This is a genomic window from Corynebacterium sp. EPI-003-04-2554_SCH2473622 (assembly GCF_001665955.1).
In the GTDB taxonomy this organism is placed as follows: domain Bacteria; phylum Actinomycetota; class Actinomycetes; order Mycobacteriales; family Mycobacteriaceae; genus Corynebacterium; species Corynebacterium pseudodiphtheriticum.
In genome coordinates this window covers 1-18,229 of record NZ_LZMN01000007.1, presented here as the reverse complement: position 1 = coordinate 18,229, position 18,229 = coordinate 1, and the positions used below count along the sequence as shown (strand labels likewise).

General features: G+C 57.9%; 16 protein-coding genes, 2 tRNA genes and 1 pseudogene. 12 read left to right on the top strand and 7 right to left on the bottom strand.

Annotated features, from left to right (window positions below; all coding sequences use genetic code 11):
• The first annotated feature begins 1 nt into the window (after window position 1).
• From recO to A5774_RS00380, 3 genes are all read left to right on the top strand, one after another.
• Window positions 2-742 carry a DNA repair protein RecO gene (recO, locus tag A5774_RS00390; RefSeq protein WP_082936022.1) on the top strand — a complete coding sequence of 247 codons (741 nt, stop codon included), beginning with the start codon at window positions 2-4 and terminating at the stop codon, window positions 740-742.
• A gap of 44 nt (window positions 743-786) precedes the next feature.
• Complete coding sequence (locus A5774_RS00385; RefSeq protein ID WP_027017608.1) at window positions 787-1,524, top strand: isoprenyl transferase; 738 nt, start codon at window positions 787-789, stop codon at window positions 1,522-1,524.
• 86 nt (window positions 1,525-1,610) lie between these two features.
• Window positions 1,611-2,870 carry a VIT1/CCC1 transporter family protein gene (locus A5774_RS00380; protein WP_064832977.1) on the top strand — a complete coding sequence of 420 codons (1,260 nt, stop codon included), beginning with the start codon at window positions 1,611-1,613 and terminating at the stop codon, window positions 2,868-2,870.
• 110 nt (window positions 2,871-2,980) lie between these two features.
• Here the strand turns inward: A5774_RS00380 and A5774_RS00375 are convergent, their stop codons facing one another.
• Complete coding sequence (locus tag A5774_RS00375; protein ID WP_021351784.1) at window positions 2,981-3,418, bottom strand: Fur family transcriptional regulator; 438 nt, start codon at window positions 3,416-3,418, stop codon at window positions 2,981-2,983.
• A gap of 13 nt (window positions 3,419-3,431) precedes the next feature.
• Window positions 3,432-3,719: a metalloregulator ArsR/SmtB family transcription factor gene (locus A5774_RS00370; RefSeq protein WP_021351783.1), complete on the bottom strand. Its 288-nt coding sequence runs from the start codon at window positions 3,717-3,719 to the stop codon at window positions 3,432-3,434.
• Window positions 3,720-4,197: 478 nt separating this feature from the next.
• On the opposite strand from A5774_RS00370, the gene A5774_RS00365 reads away from it, so the two are divergent.
• Entirely contained in the window at window positions 4,198-5,577 is a 1,380-nt protein-coding gene (locus A5774_RS00365) for a glycine--tRNA ligase (RefSeq protein WP_064832976.1), read from the top strand.
• A gap of 44 nt (window positions 5,578-5,621) precedes the next feature.
• The gene (locus A5774_RS00360) at window positions 5,622-6,224 is read left to right on the top strand and encodes a hypothetical protein (protein ID WP_064832975.1); all 603 of its coding nucleotides are present in this window, start codon (window positions 5,622-5,624) and stop codon (window positions 6,222-6,224) included.
• Here the strand turns inward: A5774_RS00360 and A5774_RS00355 are convergent.
• The gene (locus A5774_RS00355; RefSeq protein WP_082936021.1) at window positions 6,221-8,503 is read right to left on the bottom strand and encodes a TPM domain-containing protein; all 2,283 of its coding nucleotides are present in this window, start codon (window positions 8,501-8,503) and stop codon (window positions 6,221-6,223) included. The two genes, A5774_RS00360 and A5774_RS00355, sit on opposite strands and share 4 nt — an antisense overlap.
• 50 nt (window positions 8,504-8,553) lie before the next feature.
• Here A5774_RS00355 and A5774_RS00350 point away from each other — a divergent pair, with 50 nt between their 5' ends.
• From A5774_RS00350 to dnaG, 3 genes are all read left to right on the top strand, one after another.
• Window positions 8,554-9,324 (top strand): YdcF family protein, encoded by a 771-nt coding sequence (locus A5774_RS00350; RefSeq protein WP_023019121.1) that lies wholly within the window; start codon window positions 8,554-8,556, stop codon window positions 9,322-9,324.
• Window positions 9,321-10,682, top strand: coding sequence for a deoxyguanosinetriphosphate triphosphohydrolase (locus A5774_RS00345; protein WP_064832974.1), 1,362 nt, complete (start codon window positions 9,321-9,323; stop codon window positions 10,680-10,682). Before A5774_RS00350 ends, A5774_RS00345 begins: the two co-directional genes overlap by 4 nt.
• Before the next feature lie 125 nt (window positions 10,683-10,807).
• A complete protein-coding gene (gene dnaG, locus A5774_RS00340; protein WP_064832973.1) occupies window positions 10,808-12,712 on the top strand; it encodes a DNA primase in 1,905 nt (634 codons plus the stop codon).
• Between the two features lie 141 nt (window positions 12,713-12,853).
• On the opposite strand, the gene A5774_RS00335 is transcribed toward dnaG, so the two are convergent.
• Entirely contained in the window at window positions 12,854-13,138 is a 285-nt protein-coding gene (locus A5774_RS00335) for a hypothetical protein (protein ID WP_064832972.1), read from the bottom strand.
• 548 nt (window positions 13,139-13,686) lie between these two features.
• Here A5774_RS00335 and A5774_RS00330 point away from each other — a divergent pair.
• Window positions 13,687-14,166: a hypothetical protein gene (locus A5774_RS00330; RefSeq protein ID WP_064832971.1), complete on the top strand. Its 480-nt coding sequence runs from the start codon at window positions 13,687-13,689 to the stop codon at window positions 14,164-14,166.
• Between the two features lie 472 nt (window positions 14,167-14,638).
• On the opposite strand, the gene A5774_RS00325 is transcribed toward A5774_RS00330, so the two are convergent.
• A tRNA-Asn gene (locus tag A5774_RS00325) sits at window positions 14,639-14,711 on the bottom strand.
• 334 nt (window positions 14,712-15,045) lie between these two features.
• Here A5774_RS00325 and A5774_RS00320 point away from each other — a divergent pair.
• Window positions 15,046-16,428, top strand: coding sequence for an NAD(P)/FAD-dependent oxidoreductase (locus tag A5774_RS00320; RefSeq protein ID WP_064832970.1), 1,383 nt, complete (start codon window positions 15,046-15,048; stop codon window positions 16,426-16,428).
• A 120-nt stretch (window positions 16,429-16,548) separates the two neighbouring features.
• A tRNA-Ile gene (locus A5774_RS00315) sits at window positions 16,549-16,622 on the top strand.
• A 180-nt stretch (window positions 16,623-16,802) separates the two neighbouring features.
• On the opposite strand, the gene A5774_RS11810 is transcribed toward A5774_RS00315, so the two are convergent.
• Window positions 16,803-17,015, bottom strand: a complete 213-nt coding sequence (locus tag A5774_RS11810; protein WP_232218039.1) for an excalibur calcium-binding domain-containing protein — start codon at window positions 17,013-17,015, stop codon at window positions 16,803-16,805.
• On the opposite strand from A5774_RS11810, the gene A5774_RS11600 reads away from it, so the two are divergent.
• Entirely contained in the window at window positions 16,925-17,119 is a 195-nt protein-coding gene (locus A5774_RS11600) for a hypothetical protein (RefSeq protein WP_023019127.1), read from the top strand. The two genes, A5774_RS11810 and A5774_RS11600, sit on opposite strands and share 91 nt — an antisense overlap.
• Window positions 17,120-17,642: 523 nt before the next feature.
• Here the strand turns inward: A5774_RS11600 and A5774_RS00300 are convergent.
• Window positions 17,643-18,229 (bottom strand): annotated as a pseudogene (locus A5774_RS00300) (hypothetical protein); the annotation flags it as partial.

Genomic DNA, 18,229 nt, shown 5'->3' with positions numbered 1-18,229 from the left:
TGTGGCGCGGAGCAAGCCTTACCGGGAAGATGCCATGGTCGTGCGTACCTATGATTTTGGCGAAGCCGACCGCATCATCGTGCTGTTGACGAAGCAGCACGGGGTGGTGCGCGCGGTGGCCAAAGGGGTGCGCCGGGCGAAATCACGTTTTGGCTCGCGCTTAGCACCGTTTGTGCACCTGAATGTGCAGTTGTACCCGGGCCGTAGCCTAGCGACCATCACTGGTGCGGATACCGTGGCGTTTTTCGCTACCGGCATTATTGACGACTATGAGCGTTATACCTCTGGTTGCGCCATGCTGGAAGCTGCCGAGCGCTTAGCCCAGCCAGCAGACACGGCGATGTTTGATGCCTTGCTGGAAGCCCTGGGGCTGCTTGCCGACGCCCGGGACCCGATTGCGGTACTGGATTCTTTTTTGTTGCAGGCAATGGATTTTGCCGGTTGGGCACCGGTGTTATTCGAGTGCGCCCAGTGTGGTCGCCCCGGCCCGCACCATGCTTTTCACCCTGGGGTCGGTGGCGCGTGCTGCCACGAGTGCCGCCCGAGCGGCTCGGCGGATATCAATGAGGAAGTGCTGCATTATATGTGGCTGCTTGCTGGACGACACTGGGAGAAAGCCGCAGAAATTGCTCGCGCACACCCGGATTATTCCAGCACTGCTCACCGGCTGGTGCGTACGCATTTGCAATGGCACATGGAGCAGAACGTAAAAGCGTTGCACATCATGGAACAATCGCTGTAGCCAAGCATTCCTTGCGCGCTACCCGCGCACTAGACTGTGATGCGATGAGTATTTTTGACACGGACCACCAGATCCCGCAGCAGTTTATTCCGCGTCACATTGCCCTGGTCATGGACGGAAATGGCCGGTGGGCGCAAGAGCGTGGCATGGAGCGCACCGAAGGCCACAAGCGTGGCGAAGCAGTGCTCATGGATGCCGTTGACGCGTGCCTGGAACTGGGGGTGGAATATCTTTCTGCGTACGCGTTTTCAACGGAAAACTGGCGCCGTTCCGCCAGCGAGGTGCGCTTCCTCATGGGCTTCAATCGAGATGTGCTGCGGCGTCAACGTGATGTGTTGCATGATAAGGGTGTGCGCGTGGTCTGGGCGGGGCGCCGTCCGCGGCTGTGGCGCAGCGTAATTAACGAGTTGCGTGCGGCTGAAGAGTTGACGAAGAACAATACTCGGATGACATTGGTCATGTGCGTGAACTATGGTGGTCGCGCTGAGCTTGCCGACGCTATGCAGTCAATGGCCCGGGATATCGAGGCCGGTACGTTGCGCGTCGGGGAGATCAGTGAGAAAACCATTGGGCGTTATTTGTATGATCCCGGAATGCCCGATGTGGATTTGTTTTTGCGCCCGTCGGGGGAGAAGCGGACCTCGAATTTTCTGCTGTGGCAATCGGCGTACGCGGAGATGGTGTATCAGGATAAGCTGTTTCCGGATTTCACCCCGCAGGATCTTTACGACGCCGTGGCGGAGTACGCGCGGCGTGACCGCCGCTTCGGGGGAACGAAGTGAATCCGGACAGCAGTGGTGGTCGGAGGCGACCAGCACTACCAGGACAGCAGGTGCAACATGCGCAGCAGGCGCAGCCGACGCGGAGAATGCGACCACAGCAAGCAGGACTACAAGCACAGTCTGTGTCTGCCGCCGCGCCCTCCGAGGAACAACTGGAACGCTGGCGTCGCTATCTAGCTAATGAGCGCTCGGAGGCAGCGGTGTATAAAACATTGGCTGCCCGGCAGAAGAACCCGGAAGATCGCGAGATTCTCAGTAAGATCGCGGAAGCGGAATCGCGGCATCAGCGTTATTGGCTCGATAAGCTCGGCGATCAACTTGGCACACCGCGGAAAGCCGATTTTAATACTCGTTTATTGGGCTTTTTGGCGAAAGTTTTTGGTTCCGTGTTTACGCTTGCTTTGATGCAGTCTGCGGAATCGCGCAGCCCCTATCTTGCCGACGAAGACGCCTCTGATCAGTTGGCAATGGATGAAAAGGTGCACGCAGAAGTGGTGCGTGGCTTGGCGACGCGTTCGCGCGAGCGAATGTCAGGGACTTTCCGTGCTGCGGTGTTCGGTGTAAACGACGGATTGGTATCCAATTTGGCGTTGGTACTGGGGGTTTTAGGGTCCGGTGTCGGCAGCACGGTGGTACTGATCACTGGTGTTTCCGGATTGCTCGCAGGCGCATTATCCATGGCAGCCGGTGAATTTATTTCTGTGAGGTCGCAAAATGAGTTGTTGGGTGCTTCGACCCCGCAGACGTCCTCGTCAGCGATGGCAGCCAACGTGGACGTGGAGGCTAATGAGTTGGCCTTAGTCTTCCGGGCCCGTGGCATGTCGGAGGCTGAGGCGCAGTACAAGGCGGATCAGCTGTTTGCGCGGATCTCCCTTTCTGCAGAAAGTTATGCAGAAAGGTTTAGCGGTGGCGGGCACAGCCCGGAAAACCCCAGTCCGGAAAATCACAACCTAGAAAATCCCGGCTCGGAAAACCCGAGCACGAAAAGCGCCGGCTCGGAAAACCCGAACACGGAGGTCCGTGGTGGGGAAGCAGCAGAAGATGAGGAGTTCGCGGAAGCGCACACGCCAGGCGGTGCATGGGAAGCGGCTATCTCCAGTTTCTGCTTTTTCGCCGGCGGAGCTTTGTTACCGATCTTGCCTTTTATTTTTGGTGCCTCGACCACCCTGGGTGCCGTGATTGCTGTGGTGCTGGTGTCGCTAGCACTGCTGATCACAGGTGCGGTAACCGGGATCTTGTCCGGTAAACCGCCGGCCTGGCGCGCGTTGCGACAGCTGCTGATCGGGCTGGGTGCAGCTGGCATCACTTATTTGTTAGGCCTGGCCTTCGGCGGAGTGGTTGGCTAAAGCTGCAAGTCCGTCGCATGCGGAGGCAAGCTCGCCGCACGCTAAGACAGCCCGACAGAGTTGCGTACCGTGCGATAGCTACAGCGCGATAGCTACGGTGGCTACCGCAACTATTTGTTGTTGTCGTCTTTCTTACTACTGCAGTCCGCACAGATGCCGAAGACTTCGGCATCGTGGCCAGTGAGCTGAAAACCGTAGTCGGCCACTACATCGCGTGCCCAGCTTTCTACTGGGCCGCCGTCGATTTCTTCGGTGCGGCCACATTCGGTGCAGACTAAGTGATGGTGATGATGATGAGATTCGCAGCTGCGGTACAGAGTTTCCCCGGATGGCATGTGCAGCACATCGACGGCATCGATTTCTGATAACGATTGCAGGGTGCGATAGACCGTCGTTAAGCCAACCTGGTTTTCGCGGTGCACTAATTCATGATGAATGGTTTTCGCGGAGGCGAACTTGTCTAGATCGTTTAACACCTGAATAACGGCGGTTCGCTGGCGAGTATTACGCGCGCCTAGTTTCGGGATGGCGGACTGTACGGAAGACATTGCTCCAGTCTATTTAAGGAGCGATGCTAGCCGCAATGGCTGCGATGTTGAGGGCTTCACGGCGGGTCAGTTGGTAGGTGACTTCGCGTCCACAGGCGTGAGAGCTGACCAGACCGGATTGCTTGAGGATGCGCAGGTGCTGGCTTATCAATGGTTGCGAGCGTCCTAGTTCGCGGACGAGTTCATAGACACAGCAGTCGCGCTGGCTTAAGCAGTGCAGGATTTGCAGGCGTAGCGGGGAGTTGAGTGCGCGAATAATAGTCGCAGCAGCGGTGGTGTTCGCGATAACGTCGGTAGGCATCACGAGTCCTTCCTGGTGGTTCTTATCTGCCGACACCGATGTGACGAGAGATAGCAATCCCGTGCATAATGGGATCGATCTTCAATAAAAGTTATCTTAAATCTTAAGACACTTCAGACGCCTGAACAAAACTAACCAAGTGTTACCTTATATTTGCAGGGGGTTCGGGTTTTCGTCTCCACCCCCATACGGGGATATTTATGTATCGGGAAGGCGGCCCCGGCAAACCCGCCCCCGGTAATCCGCGCCTGGAAAACCCGCGCTCGGTAACCCTGGCCCGGCAACGCTGGTTCGGCAGTGCTGGTTTGGCAAACTCATATCGGCGTTGTGCAGCGGCGGCTTGTCTGGCGCCGCGGACGCAAACACAAGAATCGAGAAGTTCGGCAGTCTGGACTACCTAACTCAGGTATGTTTTCCGATGCACGGTAGGATGGCCTGCGAGAACCGACTTATCCCCTACCAGAGGAGTCCTTTTACAATGGCGAATGTCATCGACACCGTCGTAAACCTATGCAAGCGTCGCGGCCTGGTCTATCAAGCAGGTGAAATCTATGGCGGCTCGCGCTCGGCATGGGACTACGGCCCGCTCGGCGTCGAATTGAAAGAAAACATCAAACGCCAGTGGTGGCGTCACATGGTGCAATCCCGCGATGACGTCGTCGGCATTGACTCTTCCATCATCCTGCCGCGCCAGACCTGGGTCTCGTCCGGCCACGTTGAAGTGTTTACCGACCCGTTGGTGGAATCGCTGTATACCCACAAGCGTTACCGCGCCGATCATCTGCTGGAAGCCTATGAGGAAAAGCATGGCCACCCACCAGAAAACGGCCTGGCAGACATCAACGATCCAGAAACCGGCCAGCCAGGTAACTGGACTGAGCCGCGCGCGTTTTCCGGATTGCTGAAGACCTTCCTAGGCCCAGTCGACGACGAAGAAGGCCTGCACTACCTGCGCCCAGAAACTGCGCAGGGTATTTTCGTGAACTTCAAGAATGTGCTGACCTCTTCGCGCATGAAGCCACCATTCGGCATCGCGAATATCGGTAAGTCCTTCCGTAACGAGATCACCCCGGGTAACTTCATTTTCCGCACTCGCGAGTTCGAGCAGATGGAGATGGAGTTCTTCGTCGAGCCTGGCACCGATGAAGAATGGCACCAGTACTGGATCGATGATCGGCACCAGTGGTACATCGACCTGGGCATTAAGCCAGAAAACCTGCGTTTGTACGAGCACCCACCAGAGTCGCTGTCGCACTACTCCAAGCGCACCGTCGACGTGGAATACGCTTTCGGTTTCCAGGGCTCCAAGTGGGGCGAGTTGGAAGGCGTGGCCAACCGCACTGACTACGACTTGCGTGTGCACCAAGAAGGCTCTGGCGAAGACATGTCGTACTTCGACCAGACCAAGGAAGAGCGCTGGATTCCGTACGTGATTGAACCTGCCGCTGGCCTGGGGCGTTCCATGATGGCTTTCCTTGTCGACGCCTACCACGAGGAAGAAGCACCTAATGCCAAGGGCGGAACCGACAAGCGCGTCGTGCTGCGCCTGGACCGTCGCCTGGCTCCGGTCAAGGTAGCGGTTTTGCCGTTGTCCAAGAAGGAAGAACTGACCGGCCCAGCCAAGGAATTGTCGCAGAAGCTGCGCCAGCACTGGAATGTTGATTTCGATACTTCCGGTGCTATCGGTCGCCGCTACCGCCGCCATGATGAGATCGGTACGCCGTTCTGTGTGACCTATGACTTCGATTCTTTGGAAGACGGAGCCGTCACCGTGCGCGAGCGCGACACCATGGAGCAAGAGCGCGTGGCCATCGAGGATCTGGAATCCTACTTGGCTGCACGCCTGGTCGGCTGCTAAACGCTTATAGCCCCGTAAACGGGGCTCGATAGAAAGGCACGCGCATGCGCTACACCAGTTGGGACCGTAATGACCGCAATACCCCGGTGTTGCTGGAAGAAGACGGGCCAAACCGTCTGGGAGTGTTCAGCGATGAGCTGGCGCGACTCGACGGGGCCAACTGGCAGCTGCAGGTAGAGCAGTCTCGTGGGATTGAAGCCGTGGATGCTGAAAGCTCGCAGCTGAAGCTGTCTGTCGAAGGCAACCTAGCGCGTGCATCGCGTTTGCTTGCCCGCGTGGGCAAGCGCGAATTTACCTTGATCAATGAATCCGGCAAGAATTGGATCATTGACGACGAAAACGGCAACAAGGTTGCGCAATTCAGCGGTGCTAACCGGGGAGTGCGCCGCGCCATCCTGGAATTCGATGGACCTACAGCTGCTGGGGCAGCAGCCAGTGGGCCAGCAGGTGCTGGGGTAGGAGCCAGTGGGGAAGAAACCCGTGGGGAAGAAACCCGTGGGGCAGAAGCATTGAGCCGCGACGAAATCATCGCGCTGAGTTTTAGCGCACGCATGATCCTGGAATCACGGCTGTCGTCGTCGGCAGTAGGTATCATCGCCACACTATTGTTATGCACAATCGTGGCGATCCTGGCCTTCTTGTTCTAGAACGAGCCGCCGGAGTGACCGCCACCGAAGCCACCACCCCCGCCAAAGCCTCCGCCGCCACCGAAGCCGCCGCCGAAGCCACTGCTGCCGCCGGATCCGCCCAAGATAGACCCCAGCACCATTCCGGTTAACAAAGAGCCGGTGGAGCTGCGACCACGGCGGTAACCATAGCCACCGCGTCTGGTGGGGCCACCGGGGCCGCCAAAACCACCGTGCTCATTCATCGAACGCTGGTGGTCTTTCACATCGTCTTCAGCGCGCTTAATTGCGGCTTGCGCCGCCTGACCGGCGCCACGGGCAGCCTCAATGCCTAAACGCGCATCCGTCTGACGCAACTGCAGGGCCTCGGCGTGCATGCGTTGGGCGTCGGCAAGCGCGGTCCGAGCCCCGGATTTCACGATTCGTCCGCGGGAAGAAATCAGATCCTCTGCAGCCTGAATTCGCGAATTCGCAGACTCTAGCTGTTGTTGCAAAAGCTGCAACGTGCGCTGGTGATCGGCGGATTTCTCGCGCACCCGGTCCAGCTTGTCGTCCAATTCGGTATCAGCATCCAGTAGTTGGTTGTAGCTGCCCAGCGGATCACTGTCTTTATTTTCTTTGGCGTGCGCCAGTGCTTGTTGTGCGTTGTCGACCACGGAATCGAGCCGGTCCCAATCTGCCGGAGTGCCATCGTGCGAGCCGCGTTGCTTCAACTGTGCGGCCTCGTCGATTTCTTCTTCTACTTCAGCAATCAGATCGTTGATACTGGATTTCGCGGTGGCGATATCCGAACGCGTGTTTTCCACGCCGTCGAGAAGCCGGGTGGTGACCTCCAGCGCATGTTCTGTTTCGCGGATGGTTTCTACTAATCCCTGCTGCTGACCAGCCGGCTTATCCTGCAGCTCGTTAGCGTGCGAGAGCAAATCCTCGGCTTCTTCCAAGGAAACCTCGGCCATCTCTGGGTTATCTGCGATGGTGTGCAGTACTTCTGGAGAGTAGCTTTCCCGCAGCGATGCCATAGTGGATTGGGCCCGGTGTAATTGGGAGCGCGCTGCGACGCTGCGCTGGGTGAGCTCGGCAATCTTAGAATCCGCCTGCGCCAGCAAGTTGCGCATCTCCGCGAATTTTTCGGCCTGGGAATCCAACTCACGGTCGGCCTTGCCACAATCAGAGATGATTTCCACCAACCGTGCACGACGCTGATCTTCCGGCAGAGTGTTATGCGCGTCCAACTCTTTTTTCGTGCGGAAGGCGCGCTGCATGACAGATTTAGAATTGTTCATCGCGCGCGTGAATTGTCGGACACGGTCGGCACCGAATTCTGCGGTTGCCAAGTCTAGTTCTTCCTTCGCGCGCCGGATGGACTCATCAGTCGAGGTGACTTCTTCATCGGCGCGCTCTTCCAACGTCGCCACCGGAAGGCGCAGCAGCGAGCTGGTGTCGTCCGGAGAAATTCCGCGCGCATCGGAGAGCAGCTCGGAGGAATTTTGTTGGGTTTTCCGGCGGTTGTAATACCACACACCACCGCCACCTGCGACGGCTGCGAGACCACCGGCTGCAAGCCAGCCCGCCCCAGACGAGTCGCTGCCGCCAGCATTACCAGCGTCGCCAGCAGAACCCGTGCGCACGGCTTGCGCAGCAGCGAGCCCGGCGCCGGCGAAGTTGTCGTTAATCAACTCGTCGTACGCGGCGGCGGAAGCAGCATCGAGTTTGTCTTGGCTCCAGGTGCCACCCGGCGAGGCGTAGACATCGTATTGGCTGTCGTCCACGGCAATGGCCAGCACACCGACGTTGCTGCCCTGGCCGCCACCGTTGGCCGCGGCGGTGGTCTCTGCGTATTCCTGCGCGCTCATCCCGCCGAAGGTGTCGGTGTAGACGATATAGAACTGAATGCGATCCGACTGTTGCAACTGTTTGAGCTCGTCGTTAATTGCTTGCTCGTCGTCCGCGGACAGGATGCCGACGCCGTCGACCAGCTGGCTATTGAGCCGCCCCGCATCGACGGCCTGGGCAAGAACCGTGGTGTGGGCGGGCAATGGGCGCTCGGCGGTTGCCGCTAGGTGCGTTTCGGCTAGCGCGGGGGATTCGGTGGCAGCGCTGGCGTCGGCAGCACCCATGCCGAACGACGCAGCCCAGCCTGTTGCCGCGAAAGCCGCCGCAATTCCAGCAGTAGTTCGAAATCCACCGCGGGCACCGGAGCCGAGCAGACGGTGTCGAAAAGCGATGGCCGGACGGGCACCGGAAGCCTGTGCGTGCGCTGTAGACGTTGAAGACTCGAAAGAAGTTGAATTCTGCCGCATGACGACGATGATACCCGCGAAGCCAGGACGGTTAAGGCAGACTAGAGGGCGTGAATTCACTAAAAATTGCACGGAGGGGCCTGGCTGCGCTGGCGGGTACGTCGTTGCTAGGGGCGGTTGTACAGGCCAGCCGGGTGCTCACCGTGGCCTATCGGCGCCGTTACCTGCCGGTCTACGATCCCGAGGCCATCGTGGTTTTAGGCACTGCGCAGTACAACGGAACCCCGTCGCGGCAATTCGCGGCGCGTCTGGAACAAGCGGTGTTTGCTGCGCGTATTTTCCCCGACGCTCAGGTGTTGTGCGTGGGCGGCGCGCTGCCGGGCGATACCGAAACTGAGGCTGCGGTTGGTGCAAAATATTTGCAGGCACGTGGGATTGTCCGGGCGGAAGGCATTGGTGTGGGCTCGGATACTGCAGCGAGCCTGGCGGCGACGTTCGACCGCTACCCGGAGCTGCGGGGCCGTGATGTGTTGCTGGTGACTGATCCGAACCATAGCGCGCGGGCGGAAAAAATCGCGCGGCGTTTTGGTGTGTTACCGCAGGCTTTTCCCACACCGTATTCACCTTGCCAATTTCCGGGTTTGGCTTGGTGGAAATCGTTGTTACACGAGATCGGCGGGTTGACCGTGGCGGATGTGCATGTGCTGGCGGGAGCATCGGCGGCGGTTAGGCTAGAAAGTGTGCTGCGGAAAGCGCAGGCGCTGGTGTGGCCCTCGCGGCGCATGCGCCATGAGTATTTGCGTGCACAGCATGAGCATGAGCAGGCGCGGGTGCAGGCGCAACAGCAATGCGGAGAAAACGGGCAGGAGAGTAGCCAGTGACAGTAGCCGGGAAGGCCTACCGCTACGGCGTCGCAGATACGCAGCGTCGTTATGCAGAACAAGCGAAACAATCGCACTTGTCGACGGCTGCTACCACCAGCACCGGTAGTTTGCTGGATCCGGCGAGCGCAGAACAGCGTGACGAGTTTTCCCGTGATCGTGCCCGCGCGCTGCACTCGGCTGCGCTGCGTCGGTTAGCGGATAAAACCCAGGTGGTGGGCCCGCGCGATGGGGATACTCCGCGTACCCGCCTGACGCATTCCCTGGAGGTTGCGCAGATTTCCCGTGGCATCGGCGAAGGCCTGGGCCTGAACCCGGATTTGTGCGAGATGGCAGGGCTCATCCACGATATCGGCCACCCGCCGTATGGTCACAATGGTGAGACCGCGCTCAATGAGCTTGCCGACGAATGCGGCGGCTTCGAAGGCAATGCGCAAACCTTGCGGATTCTGACGCTGTTGGAACCGAAGATTCTGGACGACGCTGGCACAAGCCGCGGGCTGAACCTGACCCGGGCGGCACTTGATGCGGCGTGTAAATATCCACGTACCAAGACCAATGCGGATGGCAGCACCAACCGAAAATATGGCTGCTATGACGAACAAGCCGACGTGCTCGATTGGATCCGCGCCCATGATCCGGCGGGAAACCACCGTAGCGGCCAGGCGCGGCCCACGATGGAAGCGCAAACCATGGACTGGTCGGACGATATTGCTTATTCCGTGCACGATGTCGAAGACGGCGTGGTCGCTGGGCGCGTGAACCTGGCGGTGCTGTGGGACCTGGTGGAGTTGGCCGCGTTGTCCGAAAAGGGAGCCAAGGCTTTCGGCGGGGATGCCGAAGAACTTCTCGACGCCGCCGGTGCGCTACGCGAATTGCCGATCATCAATGCCGCAGTAGATTTCACCCCGAGCCTGCACGGGTACGTACAGCTGAAAGCCATGACTTCCGAGCTAGTAGGCAGGTACGTTGGCGCGACTATTGCGGCGAGCCGGGAGCACAACGCGGAGCTCGTCGGCAAGGGCGAACTAGGGCGTTACCAGGGTGAACTGCTGGTTCCGCGACAGGCAGCGGCCGAGGTGAAGCTATTGAAAACCCTGGCTGTGCTGTACGTGATGGATGAGCCTTCGCACTTAGCGCGGCAAGACCGCCAGCGCGAGCGGGTCTATAACGTCTACGACTACTTGGTGGCTGGCGCGCCGGGTTCGTTGGACCCGATGTTTGGGCTGTGGTGGCGGCAAGCAGAGAACTCAGCACAGCGGCAGCGCGTGATCATTGACCAGATTGCCTCGATGACGGAATCGCGGTTGGAACGCTTGGCCCAGCAGGCCGCGCAGCTATCCGGGTTTTTGCACTAGCACTAGCGTGCTGCCCGGCTATCCGCGAGCAGTAGGCCCACTCTTGGTGGCCAGTATCCTCGAGCATTCGGCCCAATCCTGGTGGCCAGCTACGCTGTCGCGCCCGGAAAAGGTAGTCTTTGGGCATGGCTCAAGGACGGATCCCCGATAGTGATATTCAGGCAATCCGCGAACGCGCAGCTATCGACGAGATCGTCGGCGAGTACGTACAACTAAAAAACGCGGGGCACGATTCGCTCAAGGGGCTGTCGCCGTTTAAAGACGAAAAGACGCCGTCGTTTCATGTGCGTCCGCAGCGCGGCTATTATCACTGCTTTTCTTCCGGCAAAGGTGGCGATGTTTTCAGCTTCCTGATGGAAATGGAACAGCTGACCTTCCCGGAGGCTGTGGAAGCCGTCGCGGAAAAGATCGGTTATCACATCACGTATCAGGGCGGAACCACTGGTGGTCGGCGGGAAAAACCTGGCACCCGCCAGCGCCTGATCCAGGCCAATCGTGTGGCGCACGAGTTTTATCGTGAGCAGCTCGAAACCGAGCAAGCGCGCACTGGGCGGGAATTTTTGCTGGACCGCGGGTTTTCCCGCGAGCAGATCTACGAGTTTGAAATCGGTTATGCCCCCGCAGGTTGGGACACAATGACCAAGCATTTGCTGCGCAAGGGCTTCGAGTTCGACGAGCTAGACAAGGCAGGCCTGTCGAAGATGGGCAAGCGCGGCCCGATTGACCGTTTCCATCGTCGGCTGTTGTGGCCGATCAAAGATATCGCCGGCAACGTGATTGGTTTTGGCGCCCGCAAGCTTTTCGACGACGACAAGTTGGGCAAGTACATGAACACCCCGGATACCATGCTGTATCACAAATCAAAGGTGTTGTTTGGCCTGGACATGGCGAAAAAGCATATCGCTGCTGGGCATCAGGCGGTGGTCGTGGAAGGCTACACGGACGTCATGGCGATGCATGCCGCGGGAGTGAAAACCGCGATCGCTGCCTGCGGTACCGCTTTTGGCCAGGATCACTTGCAGGTGATTCGCCGGTTGATGCTGGACGATAACTATTTCAGCGGTGAGCTGATTTATACCTTCGACGGTGACGAGGCTGGGCAGAAGGCTGCGTTGCGCGCATTTTCCGGCGAACAGAAATTTTCGGGACAGTCTTTCGTAGCTATTGCTCCGCCGGGGATGGACCCGTGCGATCTGCGCCTGGAACGTGGCGACGCTGCGGTGCGGGATCTGGTGGCTGACCGGATCCCGATGTTTGAGTTCGTGATTCAGTCCATCCTGGCCAGCCACAAGCTGGATACTGCTGAAGGGCGCCTTCAGGCTTTACGACGCACCGTGCCGGTGGTTGCTGGTATTCGTGACAAACCGCTGCAGATGGAATACGCACGGCGCTTGTCCGGGTGGGTCGGCTGGGATAGCCCGGATGAGGTCGTCGCGCAGGTGCGCAAGGAATCTGCGAAGGTACAGAACCCACAGGAAACGGTGAAACGTGCGCGTCGGTTTGATAATGACAGCCAGCGTGATGCCCGGCAGGACAAGCCCGGCATCGTCGCGCCGAACCCGCGGGATACTTACTTGTGGCCGCAGCGGGAATCGCTGAAACTGGCGCTGCAGTACCCGCAGCACGTCGGCGAGTACTTTGATGGCTTGGGTGAAGATGTCTTCAGCAACGAGGCTTACCGCGCGGTGCGTGCCGCGATTTACCAAGCCGGGGGAGTAGCTAATGCCAGCGACGGCGTCGACTGGATTGCTGCGGTCGCTGAGCACATGGCGGATCTGGTGGGGCGTTCGCTGGTTTCAGAATTGGCGGTGGAAGAAATTCGCTATGCAAGTGCGGGATTGCAAGCCTACGTTGACATGGTGTTATCCCGGTTGCAGGAAGCTCGGGTAGGCGATCAGATCGCGCAGTTGAAAGCACAGTTACAACGCATGCGTCCGAGTGATGATGAGCAGACCTATCACTCGTTGTTTGCCGATTTGGTGGCCTTGGAGCAGGCGCGCCGGGACCTGATTGCTCGGGCGTTCCGGTAGCTAGCTACTTGCGAGGTGCGCGCGTCCCGGGGTAGTGGGCTGCTAGTTAGTCGCCGTCGCGCTCGCGCTAGTCTTTGCGGCTGGCACTAGTCCTCGTCCACTTGCTAGTCTTCGCTGTGCTCGCTATCCCTCGTCGGTGCGCTAGTCCTCATCGTGTTCGTAGATACGGTCGGCTGCTGCGCGGCCGTCGTAATCAGCATCGTTGCGCTTGCCATTTTTGCCGGCGCGTAAGTCTTTGACCTCGCGCATGCGTGGTTCCGGGTCCAGCTTGTTGGCGATGGCCTTGCGGGTTGAACGGGCCACGGATTGGGTGACTGGGGAGTTAATCGCCTTTTCGTAGGCGCCTTTGATTTGGTGGAACCGCTTTCGGCCCGCCTTCGTGCCGAAGACGTATCCCGCGGTGGCACCGACGACGAACTGAATCATGGTGAAACGTTTCCCTTTTCCTTGCGTTTGTTGTGCACGTGCTCGCGCAGGGGCGTGCAATGAACTGTGCTCTAGCCTACCTGCCTCAGCTTACTAGTCTCGGTCTACTGGCTTGGTCTGGTTGTTTCTTTGGTTGGCGCGGCCTAGTTGGTTCGGTCTAGCTGTTTAGGTTTACTGGCTGGTCTGGTTGTTTCAACCTAGTTGTTTCGGTGGCTCTAGTTGGTGTGAGGATGACGGGATTTCACCGCGGCGTGGTGGTGGGAATAAGGGGTTTTCTTGTGCACACTAGTTAAATCAGATTTTCTGGTTCGTGTGCCGAAAATCCTAGTTTTTTGAGCGTTACCTAGTAATTTTAAGGCAAGCGTAACCACCGTCACTAGGTAGCTTGATGTGATATATGCCCCACATTTTGGGGTCTAGGTACCTTGTTGACGTGTCACTATAGGTATACTCACTAAACGTGTCGAGCTGGAGTTCTCAGAGGTTAGACACCGCCTCCCCAGCAAACGCTGGGAAAACTCACAAGACTCACAAGAAGGGTTGAAGACATGAAATCGAATACTTTCCGCCGCGTTTCCATCGCGGCAGCCACTGCCGCTCTGGGCCTGACCCTGGCAGCTTGCAGCAATGGTGGCAATGGTGCCCCAGTGACCGTCACTGAAACCGCAGCACCAGCACAACAGAATAACCAGAACAACCAAAACAGTGGCCAGGAAACTGTCACCGTAACTGAAGGTGCTGGCGCTAACGCTGGCAACAACGCCGGTGCCGGTGCCGGAGCTGGCCAGGCGGGTGGCGGCGCTGCCACCAACAACCTGCCTGCCGATATCACTGGCTACACCGGTGAAGCAGAGCGTGACCTGACCGAAGAGCGTCTGACTAAGGACGAAGTAGCTCAGGTTCTGCAGCGCGCCCACAATGGTCAAGCCAAGGTCAAGTGGGACAACGACGGCTACTGGGAAGTTGAATCTGGTGGCATCGACATCGACATCGACCAGAACGGTTTGATTCTTAACGTTGACCGCTAAATAGGTCACCTCAGCTTCTGCATAGCTTTTGTGACTATGCAGGGCATTCACTAATTGGTTCTTTTGGGAACCCAGCGAAACCGCCCGATGCGCGCATAGCGTGCCGGGCGGTTTTCTTATGTCGTGGTGGCGAGGGGGCCCATCGCCAGCAATCATTTCCCGCGGGAATCATGTCGCCGGGGATCGTCGTGCGCGGGAATCATGTCGCCGGGAGGCATGTCTATTGTGTCTTTTTTACAAATAGGCCCGCTGAAAGAGGCCGTTTTCGTTCACTATTTGTAAAAAAGACACAAAATATCTGGATCCCGACACGGGGCAACAATCCCGGACACACTTTTGCTACTTAACCCCGCACTTTTGTGGCACAGCCCGTTTTGTCACATATCCCGCCCTCGCATAACCCTAGGCGGATTCAGGCACGACAAAGCCCCGCAAGTCAGTGCATTTACTGACCCGCGGGGCTGAAATATTGCTCCTCCAACTGGGCTCGAACCAGTGACCCTTCGATTAACAGTCGAATGCTCTGCCAACTGAGCTATGGAGGATTATTTTCTACGTCTTCTGGCTTGACCTTTGGTTCTGATTTGCTCTGAACCTTTCGGCCTGTGCCTTCCGGCGCAACGATGATTAACTATATAAGTGTATTTGATGTAGTGCAAATCGCCAGCGCAGAGGTGTTTTTCGGCAGAGTTTGTAGCCTTCTTATCTGTAGCGTTCTTATCTACTGTGATGACTGTAACCTGCCAAGCGGGAATTATCTAGGCTTCCTTGTCGTTGCGGAGCGTAGCAACACCGATTGGTGCCGATTGACACCGATTGAAGGCAATCGGCGCTAATCGGACAGATTTACCGAATGAACGAAGAAAGGCCTAACAACGAATGACTGAAAACATGAAGGTCGACGTTCTGGTTATTGGTTTCGGCAAAGCCGGTAAAACCATCGCTATGAAACGAGCCGCTTCAGGTGACCGGGTGGCTCTGGTGGAGCAATCCAGCACCATGTACGGCGGAACCTGCATCAACATTGGCTGCGTGCCGACGAAAGCCCTGCTCACCGACGCAGAACGTCACCACGCCAAACCCACCACTGATGATTCCACGGCTTTTTCGGAAGCCATCCAGCGTCGCGGAACGCTGACGTCGAAGATGAACCAGGTGAACCTGGACCTCGCGGAAGGCAAAGGTGTCATTGTCGTCGACGGTCACGCTAGCTTCATTAGCGAAAAGACCGTGGAAGTCACCGGCGGCGAAGAGCGCATGGAAATCACCGGAGAGACGGTCATCATCAACACCGGCGCTGAGCCCGTCGTCTTGCCGTTGCCAGGCGCCGACCTGGAGCGCGTCATCGACTCCACCCAGGCACAGCGGTTGGACGAACGCCCAGACTCCCTCCTGATCGTTGGCGGCGGCCCTATCGGCATGGAATTCGCAACCTACTTCGCCAAGTTCGGCACGAAAGTGACCGTGGTCGATACCGTCGACACGCCATTTGCCAACTTTGATCGCGACATTGCAGAACACGTCGGCACGATCATGGACAACTTGGGCATCACCTGGATCACGGGAGCCCAGGTCACTGAATTCCGCGAAAGCGGCGCCGATGCTGTCACTACTGTGTGGAAAGACGGTGACGGTAACGAACAAACCGCGGATACCGCGCAGGTACTGGTGGCCGTCGGGCGGAAACCGGCGACGAAAGACCTTGGTCTGGATAAGGCAGGCATCGAGCTGACTGAGCGCGGGGCAGTAGCCGTCGACAAGCACCTGCGCACCAACGTCGAAGGCGTCTACGCTGCGGGTGATGTCAATGGTGGACCGCAATTTACCTACGTGTCGTTTGATGATCACCGCGTAATTCTGTCGGACCGTTGGGGCGATGGCTCCCGTACGACGGACAACCGTGTGGTGCCGACGACGACGTTCATCGACCCGCCCTTGGCGACGGTTGGTTTGGGTGAAGATGCTGCCCGCGAGGAAGTCGAAGCACGCGGCAACACTCTGGACGTCAAGGCAGCGGATATCAAGGATATTCCGATCATGCCGCGCCCGAAGATCCTGGGTAAACCTGAAGGGCGCGCGAAGATTTTGGTTGAGCGCGAAACCGACCGCATCGTGGGCGCAACCTTGCTGTGCGTCGATGCCCAGGAGCTGATTAACACGCTGGCGCTGGCGATGTCTGCTGATATTCCAGCAAGCACCGTCGGTGGCGGAATTTATACTCACCCAAGCTCAAGCGAGGTTTTCAACGCTTTGCTGGGGTAGTGGTAGACGGCGATTAATTTGCCGTTATACTTAAACAACAGTTTCGGTACTTCGGCTCGGCTGCTCCACCGCAGCGATTTTGCGGGAGAGCCCTCGGGCCGTGATGTGCGGGAACTGGAAGGGGCTATAGCTCAGTCGGTTAGAGCAGTGGACTCATAATCCATTGGTCGCGGGTTCGAGCCCCGCTGGCCCCACAGTATGGCATCAGTTGCGTCCTAGTTGACACTAGGAGTCACAACATGGTGGACATGCCGGCGGTATCTGTTTTGATTCAGGTACCGCCGGTTTTTCTCATTTTCGCCCAGATTTCCTGGGCGAGAGTTGAGCAGTCTATTGCTCGGTAGCAAGCAGGGTATTCCCAAAAGTTAAGGTTCTTATTCGCAGGCTACTCCGTCACCGTCGCGGTCCAACTTGGTGCTATAGCCTGGATTTCCTCGGTACAGTGGGGCAGCGCCAGCTGCACGTGCTGCAGCGCAGTTAGGGTAAAAGGCGCTCGGTGCTGGAGCTGGCGCTTCGGCTGGAGCTGGTGCTGGTGCAGGCGCTGGAGCTGGCGCTTCCGCAGGTGCTGGTGCCGGTGCCGGTTCAATATGCTGTTGTTGCTCTGCTGGCTCCGAAGGGAGTATTGGGCTTGGCTCGTCGACATATTTTTCAGGTACATGAGAACCACCAGTGGTGCTTGTCTTCGTGCTAGAAGACTTGGTGGAAGACTTTGTAGTTTTCCGAGTCGTGGAACTTGCGGAAGTTGTGGTCGTTGATTTTCTAGTAGAGGATTCCGTCGGGGTACTCGATGAACTAGTTGTAGTAGCAGGCTTGTTTTCTGGTTGCTTTGATTCTTCAGTTGACGGAAACAGAATCAATCCCAGTACAAATAAGAGAACGGATACAGGGGTGACGATCTTCCAATGCCGATTAAGTGCTGAGGACGGGTTTGAGCGATCTCGACGTTCATGCAACAAGAACCAGGCCCCGGGGATTGCGATTGCCAGTCCAATTAAGATGGCTGCGAAGAAGCCCGCAAACCCGCCGTACGTAGGTGAGGTGATAAAAAACAGGATTCCGAGTCCAACGGAAACCCAGGCAAGAGTCATTTTGATGCGAGAACCATTACCAGGTCGCTGGGTAGAAAATTGTCCAGGGGTGGTCAACGTAAGGCCTTTCAATTAATTGCCAGGAACTCGAACAGAATACCCTAGAAAGTAAAGCTAAAGTTACGTTTAGCTGATATTGGTGGACCAGGTGTGCACCGGCTCGCCGGATTTCTGATTGTCGATATAAGCGCTGAGCATGCGCGCGATGGCTTGCCGACGCAGCGTGCTATCCGGGCCGTCATGATCCTCGGCAGGCGCATCGGTAGTCGCATTGACCGTAGCATCGGCCGTGGAAACGGCGGCAGAAGCATCCCGAGCATTAGCGTCGTGACCAGCCTCGGCGCTAAGGGCAGCGGTCGCGTTGTCGAGTGCTGCTAGCTGCCAGGTCGCACCATTCTGTCGGTTCCGTGCGCGCCCTTCGATGATCCCCAGATGCTTCTGAATCAATGCCGGGTTCACCTCGAGTTGCTCCAAGCCCTGCTCGGCTTGCTCCAACAAGTGCTCGGTCACCAATTCGGCGACGGGGATAGTTCCCAGTGTCGGCCAGACACGACCAGTGTGGTCACGGTTGTCTTTCGACGATGCGGCGAACAACTTCTTCGCCGGGGCCCGCGATGGCATCCACGCAAACATGACCCTGCCGACACTGGGAACTATCCCCGTCGCCGAATTGGTGACCGAGCACTTGTTGGAGCAAGCCGAGCAGGGCTTGG